The organism is Caulobacter sp. Root487D2Y (genome assembly GCF_001427165.1).
Lineage (GTDB): Bacteria > Pseudomonadota > Alphaproteobacteria > Caulobacterales > Caulobacteraceae > Caulobacter.
Genome location: NZ_LMFD01000011.1, coordinates 275,332 through 290,586, shown reverse-complemented (window position 1 = coordinate 290,586; position 15,255 = coordinate 275,332). Strand labels below are relative to the sequence as shown.

General features: G+C 71.2%; 13 protein-coding genes. 4 read left to right on the top strand and 9 right to left on the bottom strand.

The window, feature by feature from the left end:
* The first annotated feature begins 67 nt into the window (after positions 1-67).
* Positions 68-1,468 (top strand): efflux transporter outer membrane subunit, encoded by a 1,401-nt coding sequence (locus ASD38_RS17315; protein ID WP_056439640.1) that lies wholly within the window; start codon positions 68-70, stop codon positions 1,466-1,468.
* A gap of 315 nt (positions 1,469-1,783) precedes the next feature.
* Positions 1,784-2,158 carry a hypothetical protein gene (locus ASD38_RS17310; RefSeq protein WP_056439638.1) on the top strand — a complete coding sequence of 125 codons (375 nt, stop codon included), beginning with the start codon at positions 1,784-1,786 and terminating at the stop codon, positions 2,156-2,158.
* A gap of 294 nt (positions 2,159-2,452) precedes the next feature.
* Here the strand turns inward: ASD38_RS17310 and ASD38_RS17305 are convergent, their stop codons facing one another.
* The 8 genes from ASD38_RS17305 to ASD38_RS17270 all read right to left on the bottom strand — a co-directional run bounded on the left by ASD38_RS17305 (position 2,453) and on the right by ASD38_RS17270 (position 13,413).
* Positions 2,453-4,024: a sensor histidine kinase gene (locus tag ASD38_RS17305; RefSeq protein WP_056461899.1), complete on the bottom strand. Its 1,572-nt coding sequence runs from the start codon at positions 4,022-4,024 to the stop codon at positions 2,453-2,455.
* Positions 4,021-4,728, bottom strand: coding sequence for a response regulator transcription factor (locus ASD38_RS17300; protein ID WP_056439632.1), 708 nt, complete (start codon positions 4,726-4,728; stop codon positions 4,021-4,023). The genes ASD38_RS17305 and ASD38_RS17300 overlap by 4 nt, the downstream gene beginning before the upstream one ends.
* Before the next feature lie 124 nt (positions 4,729-4,852).
* Complete coding sequence (locus tag ASD38_RS17295) at positions 4,853-5,872, bottom strand: helix-turn-helix domain-containing protein (protein ID WP_056439630.1); 1,020 nt, start codon at positions 5,870-5,872, stop codon at positions 4,853-4,855.
* Between the two features lie 378 nt (positions 5,873-6,250).
* Positions 6,251-7,615, bottom strand: a complete 1,365-nt coding sequence (locus tag ASD38_RS17290; protein ID WP_056461896.1) for an HlyD family type I secretion periplasmic adaptor subunit — start codon at positions 7,613-7,615, stop codon at positions 6,251-6,253.
* Entirely contained in the window at positions 7,612-9,381 is a 1,770-nt protein-coding gene (locus tag ASD38_RS17285) for a type I secretion system permease/ATPase (RefSeq protein ID WP_056461894.1), read from the bottom strand. Before ASD38_RS17285 ends, ASD38_RS17290 begins: the two co-directional genes overlap by 4 nt.
* 141 nt (positions 9,382-9,522) lie before the next feature.
* Entirely contained in the window at positions 9,523-10,458 is a 936-nt protein-coding gene (locus ASD38_RS17280; protein ID WP_056461891.1) for a Gfo/Idh/MocA family protein, read from the bottom strand.
* 101 nt (positions 10,459-10,559) lie between these two features.
* On the bottom strand, positions 10,560-11,015 hold the full coding sequence (locus ASD38_RS17275) for a VOC family protein (protein ID WP_056439616.1): 456 nt from the start codon (positions 11,013-11,015) through the stop codon (positions 10,560-10,562).
* A gap of 85 nt (positions 11,016-11,100) precedes the next feature.
* Positions 11,101-13,413, bottom strand: coding sequence for a glycoside hydrolase family 3 N-terminal domain-containing protein (locus tag ASD38_RS17270; protein WP_156390749.1), 2,313 nt, complete (start codon positions 13,411-13,413; stop codon positions 11,101-11,103).
* 107 nt (positions 13,414-13,520) lie between these two features.
* Here ASD38_RS17270 and ASD38_RS17265 point away from each other — a divergent pair, with 107 nt between their 5' ends.
* On the top strand, positions 13,521-13,751 hold the full coding sequence (locus ASD38_RS17265) for a hypothetical protein (RefSeq protein WP_056439613.1): 231 nt from the start codon (positions 13,521-13,523) through the stop codon (positions 13,749-13,751).
* A gap of 17 nt (positions 13,752-13,768) precedes the next feature.
* Positions 13,769-13,906: a hypothetical protein gene (locus tag ASD38_RS23985; protein ID WP_156390748.1), complete on the top strand. Its 138-nt coding sequence runs from the start codon at positions 13,769-13,771 to the stop codon at positions 13,904-13,906.
* A gap of 228 nt (positions 13,907-14,134) precedes the next feature.
* Here ASD38_RS23985 and ASD38_RS17260 read toward each other — a convergent pair whose 3' ends face one another.
* Entirely contained in the window at positions 14,135-15,208 is a 1,074-nt protein-coding gene (locus ASD38_RS17260; RefSeq protein ID WP_082560776.1) for an alpha/beta fold hydrolase, read from the bottom strand.
* Positions 15,209-15,255 lie beyond the last annotated feature (47 nt).

Here is a 15,255-nt window from a genome sequence, read left to right as displayed (position 1 = left end):
AACCGCTTTCACCCCCATCCCCAACCCTTCCCCCATCAAGGGGAAAGGGAGACCTCTGAGGTCATCCATGACTGCTTTGAAACTCACCTTCGTCGCCGGCGTTTCGGCGCTGCTCCTCGCCGCCTGCGCCGTCGGGCCGGACTACAAGACCCCGGTCGACGCGCCGGTGGTCCTGCAAAACGCCCCGGCCGGCGCCTTCTCGACCGCCAATCCCGAAGCCCAGTGGTGGAAGGCGTTCAACGATCCGGTGCTGGACGGCCTGATCACCCAGGCCCTGGCCGGCAACCTCGACATCCGCATCGCGGTCGCCCGGGTGGACGAGGCCCGGGCCCTGTTCAAGGACGCCCGCCTCGACCAGCTGCCGCGGGTCACCGCCAGCGGCGGCTACGCCAAGAGCGACCAGCAGCAGCCGGGGTCGAACGGCCAGCGCGTCGAGAGCGACCTCTACCAGGCCGGCTTCGACGCCGGCTGGGAGATCGACCTGTTCGGCCACGTCCGCCGGGGCGTGGAGTCGGCCAAGGCCGAGGCCGGGGCGGCGCGGGCCGACCTGCGCGACGCCCAGGTGACCATCGCCGCGGAAGTCGCCCGGAATTACCTCGAGCTGCGCGGGGTCCAGGCCCGGCTGGCCGTGGCCAACCGCAACCTCGACACCCAGCGCGAGACTCTGCGCCTGACCCAGGTGCGCTACAACGCCGGGGCCGGCAGCCCGATCGACGTGGCCTCGGCCCAGGCGCGCCTGAACGCCACCGAGGCGGTGATCCCCGCCCTGATCACCGCCGAGAAGCGGGCCAACTACCGGCTCTGCGTGCTGGTCGGCCAGCGGCCGGGCGCGCTGGACGCCGCCCTGGTGGCCAGGGACGCCGAGGTCGCGCCGCTGATCGCCGCCCTGCCGATCGGCGACGCCGCCGACCTGCTGCGCCGGCGGCCCGACGTCCAGGCCGCCGAGCGGCGCCTGGCCGCCCAGACCGCCAAGGTGGGGGTGGCCACGGCCGACCTGTTCCCACGCGTGCGGGTGACCGGGTTCGTCGGCTTCCTGTCGGGCACGAGCTCCGGCTTCGGCAACGCCGCCAGCCAGGCCTGGTCGGTGGCCCCCACGGTCACCTGGCCGGCCCTGGACCTGGGCGGGGCGCACCAGCGCCTGAAGGCCGCCGAGGCCCGCAACGACGCCAGCCTGGCCGTCTACGACCAGACCGTCCTGCGGGCCCTGGAGGACCTGGAGACCGCCCTGGTCGCCTATCGCCAACAGCAGGCCCAGCTGGTCAGCCTGACCAACCAGGCCGCCGCCTCCCGCCGCGCCGCCGAGCTGGCCCGCATCCAGTACAAGGAGGGCGGCATCGACTTCTTGGTGCTGCTGGACGCCGAACGCACCCTTCTCGCCGCCGAAGACTCGCTCACGGTCGCGGAGACCGGCGTGAACACCAACGTCGTGGCGATCTACAAGGCCTTGGGCGGGGGATGGACGTCGTAAAAGCACCCTCTCCCGGAGGGGAGAGGGAGGGACCCGCCGCGCAGCGGTGGGAGGGTGAGGGGTGACGCCCTCACCGTTTTTTCACCGACGCCCTGCCGGCACGCCGGCTGGCTCAGCACCCCCCTCACCCTCCCACGCCTTCGGCGCGGGCCCCGCCCTCTCCCTTTGGGAGAGGGTTCTCTTTCGGCGAAAAGTTATCCACAGGGCGCCGCTCCATCCCCACCCCCGTCAAAACAAACCGCAGCCCAATCAACCGCTTACACAAAAACACACGTTTCCGATCCCCACCCTCCAGGACGGCCGCACACTAGCGGCATGACCCAAACCACCACCGACATCCCCACCTGGTGCGCCGCCTTCCAGCTCAAGCTGATGGCCGCCCTCGACGCGGCCTGGAAGACCATCGAGGCCGCCACCGATCCCGCCGCCATCCGCCAGGCCCGCGACAAGGCCAGGGCCATCGGCGACCTGGCCGCCATGGCTCGCAAGGTGGCCCTGATCGTCCCGACGCCCCGCGGCAAGCCGCCGCTGGCCGAAACAGCGGCCGCCGGCCTGCACGCCGCCCAGGGCGTGGCCAATGTGAGCGCGATGCTGATGGCCTCGACGCCCGCCGCTCCCGTGGCGGCGCAGGCCGAGCCCTCCCGGCGAGCGCTGGACAAGCTCAAGGGCGGGCGGCGGGGGCGGCTTTAAGAAAGGGGCCCGTGGCTCACCCACTTGCCCCCACCTGACCGCTTCGCGGTCTGTCCGCCCCCATAGGGGGCGGAGGACACGCGCGCGGCTCCTCTTCCCCCTAAGGGGGAAGACGGTCGCGAAGCGACCGTAGGGGGCAAATGGGTGTGATCCCACGCCAAAGGCCGCGCCTCTACGCCCAATCCGCCCGCAACGGCGAGGCCGCGCCTTGAAACCTTGATGGCGAACGGACCTTACAAGCATCCGAGGGGGGCCGACTTGGGCCGTAGGCGGTCCTTCTTCAGTCCCGGGGCCTCACCCCCTCAACACCACCACCTCGAACACCGCCCCCGCCTCGCCCTCGACCAACCTAATCCGCCCCGAACTCGCCGCCAGCAGCGACCGCGCGATCGACAGGCCCAGCCCCGTCCCGCCCGTCTCCCGCCGGCTGGTGAAGAACGGTTCGAACAGGCGGTCGCGGTCGGCGGCCGGGACGCCGGGGCCGTCGTCGGCGATGCGCAGCACGATCTCGTCGCCGACCGCCGCGCCGCTGATCCGCACCGTCGTGGCGCCCGCCTGGCGGCTGTTCTCGGCCAGGGAGGTCAGCACCGCCTCGATCGTCGCCTCGGGCGCGGCCGCCGGCGGCAGGTCGGCGGGCAGGTCCAGCACGACCTCCAGCCCCCGCCCGCCCTGGGCGTCGACCACGCGGCGCAGCGGCGAGGCCAGGTCCGTCACGACGCCGGCCTGCGGCATGGCCATGTCGGCCCGGGCCAGGTCCATCAGCCGGCCGACCAGATGCGAGAGCCGGGCGCTGTCGGCCGAGATGTTGGAGAGGAAGCGGCGGCGCTCGGCGTCGCTCATGGTGTCGAAGTGGTCGTCCAGCAGCTCGACCGCGCCGGTGATCCCGGCCAGGGGCGTCTTGAACTCGTGGCTGACGGCCGAGGCGAAGTCGCGCAGGTAGCGCGAGCGCACGGCGATGGCGTCGGCCATCACCCGGAAGTCCTGGTAGAGGTCGCGGATCTCGACGGCGGCGGTGGCCGGGGTCTCCGGCACGCTGCCCTGACCGGCGGCCACGCTCCGCGTCGCCGCGCTCAGCGCCTCGATCGGCCGGGTCACGCCGCGCGACACCAGGCCCGACAGCAGCACCAGCAGCAGGATCGTCGCCCCGGCCCCGATCAGCAGCTTGCCCCGGTCCTGGTAGACGCCGCGAAACAGCGCCCGGGGCGAGCGCGACAGCAGCAGCGCGCCCACCACCTGGCCGTTGACCGTCACCGGCCGCGCATGATGCAGGCGCACGGCCGAGGCGCGGCTGAGCCACTCGAACGAATAGCGCGGATGATAGGCCCCGTTGCGCCGCAGGACGGTGCGCGAATGGCCGTGCAGCGCCGCCTGGATCTCGGGCAGGGCCGCGAGACTCCCGCCCTGCCCCAGGCCCCGCACCACCACCCCGTGGCGGTCGACGATGACGATCGAGGCCAGGGTGCTGCGGCTGGTCTGGTCGAAGATCGGCTCCAGCACCTCGGCGGCCGCCTCCGCCTGGGGATCGGCCTTGGCGCCGGGGACCGAGGTCGGGCGTTCGGGCAGCACCGGCGTGCTGCGCAGGTCGATGCTGGTCGATTCCGGGCGGTAGTAACCCGGATCGTCGCGGGCGTCGGGGTCGGCCGGCGTCAGGTCGGGCGCCGCCCCGGGCCAGAGGTTGGCGGCGGCCGAGGCCAGGGCCGCGCCCTGCGAGGTCAGCTCGGCCTCGGTCTGGCGCACCAGGGTGTTCTCGTAGGTGCGCAGGAACACCGCCCCGATGGCCGGCATGGCGGCGGCGAACAGCAGCACGGTCAGCAGGATGGTGCGCAGGCGCAGGGCCGGCCACCAGGTCCGCAGCCAGCTGCTCATCCGGCGACGCCGGCGCAGGCGCCCAGGCGGTAGCCGATCCCGGCCCGCGTCTCGATCACGTCGTGCCCGCCCAGGCCCGCGAACTTGGCCCGCAGGTTGCGCACGTGGCTGTCGATCGTGCGGTCGGTGACCGCGAAGCCCGGGCCGCGCAGGCGGTCGATGATGGCGTCGCGGCTGAACACCTTGGTCGGGGTGGCGGCCAGGGTCTTGAGGATCGTGAACTCGGTGACCGTCAGCGACACCTCGCCGCCGGCCCAGGCCGCGCTCCAGGCCTCGGGGTCCAGGCTCAGCTTGCCCCGGACGATCAGGCCGTCGGCGGGCGTCGCGTCCGAGGGCTTGCCGCCGGTGCGCCGCAGGATCGCCTGGACCCGGGCCACCACCTCCCGCGGGCTGAACGGCTTGACCACATAGTCGTCGGCCCCCAGCTCGATGCCCAGCACCCGGTCGATCTCGTCGTCGCGCGAGGACAGGAACAGGATCGGCAGGTCGCCCTGGGCCCGCAGGCGACGGCAGACCTCCAGCCCGTCCAGGCGCGGCATGTTGATGTCCAGCACCACAAGGTCCGGCGCGCGTTCCGCGACGGAGGCCAGGGCCGCCTCGCCGTCGGCCGCCTCGCGGGTCTGCAAGCCCACCTTGGCCAGGGCGAACACCAGGAGCTGGCGGATATGGGGATCGTCGTCGACGACCAGGATCGTGCGCTGCATGACGCTCATGTTCAGTGCCGCGCGTGCGGGGTCAACGGGATTGCCGAGGCGGCTCGGCGCGTTTGCCGTGCAGATTCGGTGCAGAGGCGAAAACCCTCTCCCGGAGGGGAGAGGGTTTCTTTCTTTAAGCCCCCGTCGCCGCCTCGGTCCACTTGGCGAACGGGGTGTCGGGTTCGTCGCCGAGGCTGGGCTGCAGCGAGCGCAGGTCGCTGGGGCGGATGTTGAACGCCTTGCGGAAGCTGCGGCTGAAGTGGGCCTCGCTGCTGAAGCCGCACTGGAAGGCGATCTCGCTGATCCGGCGGGCGCGCTTGGGGTCCAGCAGGGCGGCGCGGGCCAGGTGCAGGCGGCGATCCCAGATATAGGCCGTCACCCCGCCCAGCGGCTCGAACAGGCGGTAGAGGGTGGAGCGCGACACGCCCAGGGCTTCGCTGATCTTGGCCGGGTTGAGACTGGGCTCCAGCAGGTTGTGCTCGACATAGGCGCGGGCCCGCATCAGCACCGGCGACTCGCGCGCGCCGAAGTCGGCCCGTCCGGCCTCCATCGCCAGGCAGGCGCCCAGCAGTTCGGTGGTCGCGCGGGTGATGCCCGGCAGGGTCTCGGGCAGCAGTTGGGGGAACCAGCGGGTCACCGCGGTCAGGTGCTCGATCAGCAGGCCGGCGCGGTTGCCGTCCAGCACCATGCCGTGCAGCTCGACGCCGCCGGCCACGGCCTGCACGTCGGCGCGGGGCAGGAAGGTGCTCAGCACCTTGACCGCCGTGCTGTGCATGACCATCGGCCGCGACAGGTCGCAGATCCCCACCTCGCCCGGGCCGAACGAGAAGGGCACGCCGTCGAAGTCGCCGGTGTGCGACCCGGCGATGTTGAACTGGACGATGTAGTGGTCGCGGCCGTCGGCGGCGATCATCTCCGGCGTGCGGAACACGGTCTGGCCGCCGGTCTCGGTGACATAGAAGGCGTGGGGGCCCAGGCGCAGCGAGGTGATGTTGGCCGTGAAGCCCGGCTCGGGGTCGCGGGCGTCCAGCGCTGTCAGAACCTCCCGACGATAGTAGTCGTGGCGCTCCTCGGGCGGAACGCTCCGCGTGCTGAAGTTCGTCCGCCCCAGCTGAAAAACGGTTTCCGCGGGCGGGTTCAAAGGTTCACTCATGCGGCCTCCCCCAAGGCACAGTCACGCATTTACGGTGTTCGCCCAATGCGGGCGTTCGTCGCACCAAGCGAGAGGGGGGTTTTCCTTTGAGACAAGCGATCAAGAAAATGGGACCCCCATGTAATGGTTACGGCGCGTAAAGCCTTACTGGTGTCGGCTCTGTCGGACGAACGTTGATCGATGATCAACATCGTCCGAACCCGTATTCACCGACGCTCGGGCGCAACGCCATCGGCTCGGAGAACGGCGCACCGCGAGGCCTGGGGGGGCCGCGCGCTCAGCGCCGCCCACCCCCGAGGGGGACTCAAACTGAAGGCGGGCCTTGGGGGAGGCCCGCCTTTTATTTTGAAATGACAGCGTTGGCGGGGCGGCGCCCCCCTAGTGCTCGCGGCCCATGCGCCAGAAGGTCTGGAACAGCGGTTCGACCAGATAGGCCAGGGCCGAACGCTTGCGCAGCGGGATCAGCACCTCGACCGGCAGGCCGGCCTGCAGGCCCGATCGAGGACCGCGCACCTTGCGGATCTTGTCCAGCTCCTCGGGCGGGGCGGCGACCTCGGCGCGGAAGTATTGCACCCCGGTCTTCTCGTCGGTGAAGCTGTCGGCCGACAGTTCGGTCAGGGTGCCGTTCAGCAACGGCAGGTCGCGCTCGTGCAGCGAGGTGAAGCGGATCTGGGTCTTCTGGCCCGGCCGCAGGTCGTCGGCGTCGTTGGGCGAGACCTTGGCCTGGATCACCAGGCGGCGGTCCTGGGGCACGATCTCCATCAGGGTCTGGCCGGGCGCCACCACGCCGCCGACCGTGAACACGTTGAGCCCCACCACCTTGCCGCCGGACGGGGCGCGGACCGTGGCCCGGGCCAGCTGCTCGCGGGCCGCCAGCACCTTGGGCTGCAGGTCGTCGAGCCGGACCTGGACGTCGCGCAGCTGGCCCGAGACCTCCTCCATCATCTGCCGCTCCAGCGACAGGGTCTGCAGGCGCGTCTCGCCGATCTGTTCGCCGGAGCGGGCGATCTGGGCGCGATAGGCGCCGTCCTCGCCGGTCAGGGAGGCGGCGCTGCGTTGCAGGGCCAGGACCCGGGTCTTGGGCGCGTAGCCCTTGGCGGCCAGCTCCTGCACGCCCGCCAGCTCCTCCTCGATCAGCTTCTGCTGCTCGCGGTTGGCGTCCAGCTGGCGCTGGGCGCCGCTGGTCTGCTGGCTCAGTTGCAGGACCCGCTGGTTGAGCACGCCGCGCTGGGTCTGAAGCGAGCTGCGGCGGGCCTGGAACTGCTGGCGCTGCAGCCGCAGGGCGTCCTCGGCCAGGGGCTTGTCCTCGGGCGTCAGCTTGGCGAACTCCGGCGGGGCGGCGAAGCCGGCCTGCTTGTCGCGCTCGGCGACCAGGCGGGCGCGCTGGGCCAGCAGGGTCAGGACCTCGCCGGTCATGCCGCGCTCGCTGGCCCGCAGTTCCGAGGCCGACAGCTCGACCAGGATCTGGCCCTTGACCACGCTTTGGCCCTCGACGACGCGGATGGCGGTGACCACCCCGCCCTCGCGGCTCTGCACCGACTGGCGATTGCCGGCCACGGCGATCACCCCGTGGGCGTAGGCCCCGGCGTCCAGCGGCGCCAGCGCCGCCCAGCCCAGGAAGCCCACGAAGAACAGGCCGGCCACGCCCGCCCCGATGCGGATGGCCATGACGGGATCGTCCGACAGGCGCGGCGGGACCTTGGCGGCCGCTTGCTCCGGAGCGTGAAGTGTCGTGTCGGTCATGGCTTGGCGGCCTGCAGGGCGGTCGTGGTGGAAGCCGGCTTGGCGCCCGCCCCCTTGGCCTGGTTCTTGGCGGTCTCGGCCATCTTGGCGATGACGTCGGTCCGGGGACCGAGCATTTCGAGCTGGCCCTCGCGCAGCACCAGCAGGCGGTCGGCGACGTTGAGGATGCCGGTCCGGTGGGCGACGATCAGGATCGCGGCGTTCCGCGCCTTGGCGGCCAGGATGGCGCTGTTCAGCGCCGCCTCGCCGTCGGCGTCGAGGGCCGAGTTGGGTTCGTCCAGGATCAGCAGCGGCGGGTCGCCGTACAGCGCCCGCGCCAGGGCCACGCGCTGGGCCTGGCCCGCCGAGAGCCCGCGTCCGCCGGCCCCCAGCATCGTGTCGTAGCCCTTGGGCAGGCGCAGGATCAGCTCATGCACCCCGGCCGCCTGGGCCGCGATCACCACCTCGGCGTCGACGATCGCCGGATCGCCTCCGGCCCAGGTGGCGAAGCGCGAGACGTTGTCCTTGATCGAACCGGCCAGCAGGCCCGAATCCTGGGGCACGTAACCGATGTAGCGGCCCAGCCGGTCGCCGTCCCAGTCGGCCAGGTTGGCGCCGTCCAGGCGCACCGTGCCGGCGTCGGGACTGATCGCCCCGGCCGCCACCCGCGCCAAGGTGGTCTTGCCCGCCCCGCTGGGACCGATCACGCCGAGGATCTCGCCCGGCGTCAGGCGGAAGGAGACGCCGCGCAGCAGGACCGGCCCCTCGCCGGGCGCGCGCACCGCCACCTGCTCCAGGGCCAGCATCCCGGTCGGCGCCGGCAGCTGGGTGCCGGAGATCTCCATCCCCCGGTTGGGGAACAGCTTGATCAGGTTGTTCAGCGCGCCGCGCGCCTGGCCGACCACGCCCCAGGATCCGACCAACTGCTCGATCGGCTGCAGGGCGCGGCTCATCAGCACCGAGGCGGCGATGATCGCGCCCGCCGAGATCTGCTTGTCGACCGCCAGCCAGGCGCCCAGACCCAGGGCGGCCGACTGCAGGAACATGCGGGTGAACTTGGTGGCCGCCGAATAGCCGCCGCCGGTGAACTGGGCCTTGGCCGACAGGTCCAGGCCGGCGCGGCGGTCGGCCAGCTGGCGTTCGCGCAGGGCGCCGCGCATGCCCAGGGCGCGCACGACCTCGCCGTTGGCGGCGGCGGCTTCCTGCGAGGCGTAGGCCTGGGCCTGGGCGAGGAAGGCCTCGCGGGCCCGGGTCCGCGTCGCCCGCTCGTTGAACACCGCCAGCACCACCAGCACCGCGCCGCCGACGATGGTCATCGCCCCCAGCGCCGGGTGGATCATGAAGGCGACCAGCACGTAGATCGGCGTCCAGGGGATGTCGAAGGCGGCCACGGCCACCGGACCCGACAGGGCCTGGCGCACGATGTCGAACTCGCGCATGCCCTGGGCCGACGAGCCCGGCGTCATGGCGCTCATCAGCCTTTGCAGGATGCCGCCGGCCAGCAGCCGGTCCAGGCGCAGGCCCGCCAGGGTCAGCAGTCGCGAGCGCACCGATTCCAGGGCCGTCTGGGTGGCCAGGGCGAAGGCCACCACCAGGGTCAGATACAGCAGGGTCAGCCGGCCCTCGGTCGGCACGACCCGGTCGTAGACCTGCATCATGTAGATGGTCGGCGCCAGCAGCAGGATGTTGATGAAGGCGCTGAACACCGCGGCGGCCATCAGGTGGGGGCGGCAGGCCCGCAGGGCGGCGACCAGCGGCGGCGGCAACGGGGCGTCAAGGAACTTCACGCGTCTCTCCCCGGGGCCGCGCCACCCTCTCCGCCGGCTCCAAATCGCCTGACGCAGGTCTCACGCCCCTGGCCGTACCTAACGTTGCGCCCGGGGTTTAGGCAAGACGCTCGTTGCGCCAAATGGTCGAGGTTCGGCGACCTACTCCACGAAAGCGGGCGCCGTGACGCGCCGCCCCAGCAGGAAGGCGTCGGCCACGTGGCGCAGCGGCGTGACGTCGACGTCGGACTGGCCGGAAGCGATCAGTTCGGCGAACCGGGCGTAGAGGCCCGGATACTCGGCCTCGGGCTGTTCGTGGACCAGGGCGCCGTCGATCCACAGCCTGGCGCCGCCGTGCGACAGCCGCAGGGCGCCGCCGTCGGTGTCGACCTCGATGTCCCAGCTCTGCGGACCGGTCTGCAGGAAGTCGAACGCGGCTGTGACCGGCACGCCGGCGGTGTCGACGAAGGCCAGCTCCGCCTGGATCGGCGACTGGCGGTTCTCGGGCACGTGCAGGGTCGCCTCGGTCAGAAAGAACGGCCGCGGCAGGACGGCGGTGGCGATCGACAGGGCGTTGATCCCCGGATCGAACACCCCCAGGCCGCCCGGCTCCCAGATCCAGTCCTGGCCCGGATGCCAGACCCGCACGTCCTCGCGCCAGTTGATCCGGGCCGCCGTGATGGTCTTGCCGGCCAGCCAGTCGCGGGCCGGAGCGACGGCGGGGGCGTGGCGCGAGTGCCAGGTGGTCTGCAGGGTGACGCCCTTGGCTTCAGCGACCTGGCGCAGGTCCTCGACCTCGCTGAGCGTCGCGCCGGGCGGCTTTTCCAGCATCACGTGCTTGCCGGCCTCCAGCCCCTGGCGGGCCAGGCCGTGGCGCACCTGCGGCGGGGTGCACAGGGCCACGGCGTCAAAGGCTACGCCGCTGGCCAGCAGGTCGTCGAAGGTGTGGAAACTGGACAGGCCAGGCTGCTCGGCGTGGCGGCTGACCACCGCGACCAGCGCGAAACGCGGGTCGGCGGCCATGGCCGGCAGGTGCTGGTCGCGAGCGATCTTGCCCAGGCCGATCAGGGCCACGCGGATGGGGGTGGCGGTGGTCATGGGCGGCTCGCGACTCTGGGCAACACTTATTTGTAGGATAAATGCTTGGTCGAGCTTGGGATGTCAAACGGCCAGTGAGGCTTGGGGCTCTGCTTCGACCGTCACCGATCGCCGCCGAGGGGTTGCGCCAGCCCGATCAGAAGTCCTTCGGGGCCACGGATGTAGCAAAGCCGATACGCGTTCTCGTACTGAACCACGTCGCCGACGAGCTGAGCGCCGTGCTTGTGAAGTCTGGCCAGGGTGTCGTCGATGTCGCTCACCGTGAACATGGCGCGCAGATAGCCCAGGGCGTTCACCGGGGCGTTCCGGTGGTCGGCGACCACGGACGGGGCGAGAAAACGCGAGAGCTCCAGGCGGCTGTGGCCGTCGGGCGTGGCCATCATGGCGACCTCGACGCGCTGATCACCCAGTCCAGTGATGCGTCCCGCCCATTCGCCTTCCACCACGCCTCGCCCCTCGAACGTCAGGCCAAGCTCGGTGAAAAAGGAGACCGCGTCATCGAGGGATTCCACCACGATGCCGATATTGTCCATTCGTAGCAATTTGCTCTTGGTCATGATTTCGGTCGTGTCCCTGATGATGCCGCGGCTGCAACGCCGCGTCGGCCGGAGGGGCGGACACCCCACCGAATGTCGATAGGCCCTACGCCCCCAGCAACTCGAAGCTCGCCGCCAGCCCGTCCACCGCGCTGCTGGCCACCCACAGGTCGAATATCCCCGGCTCGGCGACCCACTGGTCGTTGTCGCCGACGAACATCAGCGCCGCCCGCTCCAGGCTGAACCGCGCCTCGCGCGTCTCGCCCGGCTTCAGCGCCACCTTCAGGAAGCGCTTGAGCTCGCGCACCGGCCGCGTGCGGCTGGCCACCCGGTCGCGGATGTAGAGCTGCACGACGTGCTCGCCGGCCACCTTGCCGGTGTTGGTCACGGTCGCGGTGACATACAGCCTCTCGTTCCAGCCCAGGCGCGTGGTCGACAGCTTGACGTCGCTGAGCGCGAAGCTGGTGTACGACAGCCCGTGGCCGAACGGGTACAGGGCCTCGTTGCGGGTGGTGCGCCAGCGGGCCTTGTACTCCTGGCTGTCGTCGGCCTGGGGCGCGGGACGGCCGGTGGTGCGGTGATTGTAGGCGAACGGCTCCTGGCCGCTCTCGTGCGGGAAGCTGACCGGCAGGCGGGCCGACGGATTGACCTTGCCGAACAGCACGTCGGCCACCGCGTGGCCGGTCTCGGTGCCCAGGAACCAGGTCGCCAGCACGGCGGGGGCGGCCTTGACCGCGCCTTCCAGCACCAGGGCCCGGCCGTGGCGCAGCAGCACGACGGTCGGCTTGCCCACCGACGCCACCCACTCGGCCAGCTGCTGCTGGACGCGCGGCAGGCCGATCTCGGTGCGCGACTGGGCCTCGCCCGACATGTTCTGGCCCTCGCCGACCGCCAGCAGCACCACGTCGGCGGCCCGCGCGGCGGCGACGGCCTGTTCGTAGCCGCCGGGGATGGTGTTCTCGACCTCGCAGCCCTTGGCGACGATCAGCTGCGATGGGTCGGCCATGGCTTCACGAATGCCGGTGGCCAGGTCGACGCCCAGGCTCTGGTCGCCGAAGAAGGCCCAGGGTCCCAGGATGTTGTCGCGGTCCTCGGCGAACGGACCGATCAGGGCGATCTTCTTGCCCGTGGTCGGCAGCGGCAGCAGGCCGCCGTCGTTGCGCAGGAGGACGATCGACTTGCCGCCCGCCTCGCGAGACAGGGCGCGCATGGCCGGGGTGGCGGTGTTCGCCGCCTGGGCCTTGGCGTCGATCGAGCGGAACGGCCGGTCGAACAGGCCCAGGGTCTCCTTCAGGCTCAAGACCCGCCGCACGGCGTTGTCGACGGTGGCCATCGGCACCAACCCCTCGGCGACCAGCGCGGGCAGGTAGCGGCTGTAGAGCCCGCTCTGCATGCTGATGTCGACCCCGGCCAGGATGGCCAGCCGCGCGGCGTCCTTGTCGTCGGCGGCGTAGCCGTGGGCCACCAGCTCCTGGTCGGCGGTGTAGTCGGAAATGACCACGCCCTTGAAATCCCACTCGCCGCGCAGGATGTCGGTCAGCAGATGCTTGTTGGCCGTGGAGGGCACGCCGTTGATGTCGTTGAAGGCCGACATCACCGACAGGCAGCCGGCGTCGAAGGCGGCCTTGAACGGCGGCAGGTGGATCTCGCGCAGGGTCTCCTCGGAGAGATCCACGGTGTTGTAGTCCAGGCCCGCCGCCACCGCGCCGTAGCCCGCGAAGTGCTTGGCGGTGGACAGCAGGCTGTCGGGCGCGGCCAAGTTGGGCCCCTGGAAGCCGCGCACCCGGGCCTGGGCCATCACCTCGCCCAGGAACACGTCCTCGCCCGAGCCTTCCGCGCCCCGGCCCCAGCGCTGGTCGCGAGCCACGTCGACCATCGGGGCGAAGGTCCAGTGGTTGCCGTGCGAAGAGGCCTCGACCGCCGCGGCCCGCGCCGTGCGCTCGGCCAGGATCGGATCGAAGCTGGCGGCCTCGGCCAGGGGGATCGGATAGATGGTCTTGAAGCCGTGGATCACGTCGGCCGCGAACAGCAGCGGGATGCGCAGGCGCGACTGCTCGACGGCGGCGGTCTGGGCCAGCAGCGCCCCCTCCACCCCGACGCCGTTCATCAGCACGCCGATGCGTCCGGCCCGGACGTCGGTCAGGATCTGCTGGGTGTTGCGCTGGTTGACCAGCGGATTGATGTCGCCGATCGGCGGCCGGATCATGTCGGAATAGCACGACAGCTGGCCGGCCTTTTCCTCCGGGGTCATCTGGGCGATCAGGGCCTCCACGCGGGACGAGGCGGCGCGCGCCGCCCCCGCTCCGGCCAGGGCGAACCCCGCCAGGCCCGTCGCGCCGGCCAGGACCGCCCTGCGGTCCAGGCCTCTTCGCCAACCTGCACGCAAGGAGGGACCCCGTCGCCCGCCGCCGTCCGCCATGATGCCTCCCCGAACTGAACTTGCCGCAACCTCGCCAGAAACGCCGCTTGGTGCAATGGTGCGTTACCTGAGGAGCGAACCAACGCCTTCAACCTCGGAGAAGCTCCATGACCACCCTCTGGCGCATCGATGTCCGCCTCGGCGACGCCCCGCCCGAAGCTCCCCTGCGCAGCGTCGTGGTCGAGGCCCAGACCGAGGTCGACGCCCTGCGCATCGTCCTGGCCCAGGCCGAACGGGACCGGGCCGACGCCGAGGAGCTGCTGCAGGACGGCCAGGAAGAGGTGTTCTCCCGCACCGAGGTGCTCGAGGGGCATATCGAGCACAAGGGGCGGACCTGACCGGCGCGATCGACGGCGTGGAGTTCAAGACCTCGATCAACAGCTACGAGGTGCTCAAACCCTCCACGGCGAAAGTCCTGGCGCGGCTTTCGAACGTCGAGGGCTCGCCGCCGGTCGTCACGGTCAACCGCTTTGGCAAGGGCCAGGCGATCTAGGTCGCCACCCAGGCCCAGCCGTCCGTCCCTCAGCCGCCCGCGTCGTCGACGGCCGCACCCTCTACGTCAACACCAACCGCACGCCCCTCGAGGTCGACATCGAAGGCCAGAAGAAGGGCGTCCTCTCCGGCAGAATCTGGAGTGGCAAAGTCCAACGGGGATCCAACGGCGTCGACGTGGTCGAATAGACCAGGCCCGGCGTCCGACCGCGTTCGCCGCGATGCGCGGCTACGGCTTGTCCGCCGCCACCGCCGCCGCCCGCACCCGCGTCTCCAGCACCCGCAGCTGCGTGTCGATCATCGTGCGATTGGGATCGTGGCCGGTGCGCGCCAGCGGGAAGAACGCCTTTTCGGGCGCGGCCAGGCTGTCGAAATAGGCCCGGCTGATCTCGGGGACCGTGACCAGGTCCTGGTCGCCCTGCAGCATGAAGACCGGCATGGCGAACCGGGTTCCCAGCTTGCGCAGGTCGAGCCGGGGGCCCATGCCGTCGCCGGCCATGCCGACGAACTGGACGAAGGAATAGTCCTCGCCCGCTTCGTAGGCGGCCTCGTAGGCGGGGGTGTCGTAGCCCGGCGTCGGCTGGAACCAGTCTCTGGGGGGCGCATCGGTCGCCAGCGCCTCGTACTTGCGCGTCGCCCGCCGCAGGATCCCGAAGGCGCGGGGATTGGTCCACGGCGGCGCGCCCAGGGCCTCCAGCTTGCCGATCGTCTCGGCGTCGCCGGCCGCGCGCGCCAGGCCGATCGTTCGCGCATAGCTGGCCGCCAGATTGTCGTGGTACCGGACCATCTGGGCCGTGCCGACATAGGCGTGGAACAGGTCCGGCTCGGCCTGGGCCATGGTCACCGACAGGGCCGAGCCCCACGAGCCGCCCATCAGGATCACCTTGCGCTTGCCCAGCCGCTGGGTCGCGTAGCGCGCCACCTCGACCCCGTCGGCGGCCAGACGCTCGATGGTCAGGGCCTCGCCCTCGGCCGGCGGGCTGGCCTGGTAGGTCTTGCCCGCGCCGCGCTGATCCCAGTGGACGACGGTGAAGTCCTTGGCCCAGTCGCCGAACACGGTGTGGGCGAAGGGGGTGTTCGGATTGCCCGGGCCGCCGTGCACGATCAGGACGACCGGGTTGGCGCAATCGCGCCCCTCGACGACGACCCACTGCTGGATGCCGCCGATCCGGACATAGCCGGCCTCGTCGACCGACTGACCCGGCGCGCGGCACGCCAGGTTCAACTCGGCCGGCGTCCGGGCCGCGACCAGCCCCGGCGCGAACGCCAGCACCGTCGCCGCGACAATCCCGAAAAACTTCATCAACGCCCCCGACTCGCTCCACCTCGCCATACGGATGGAACGGTGTT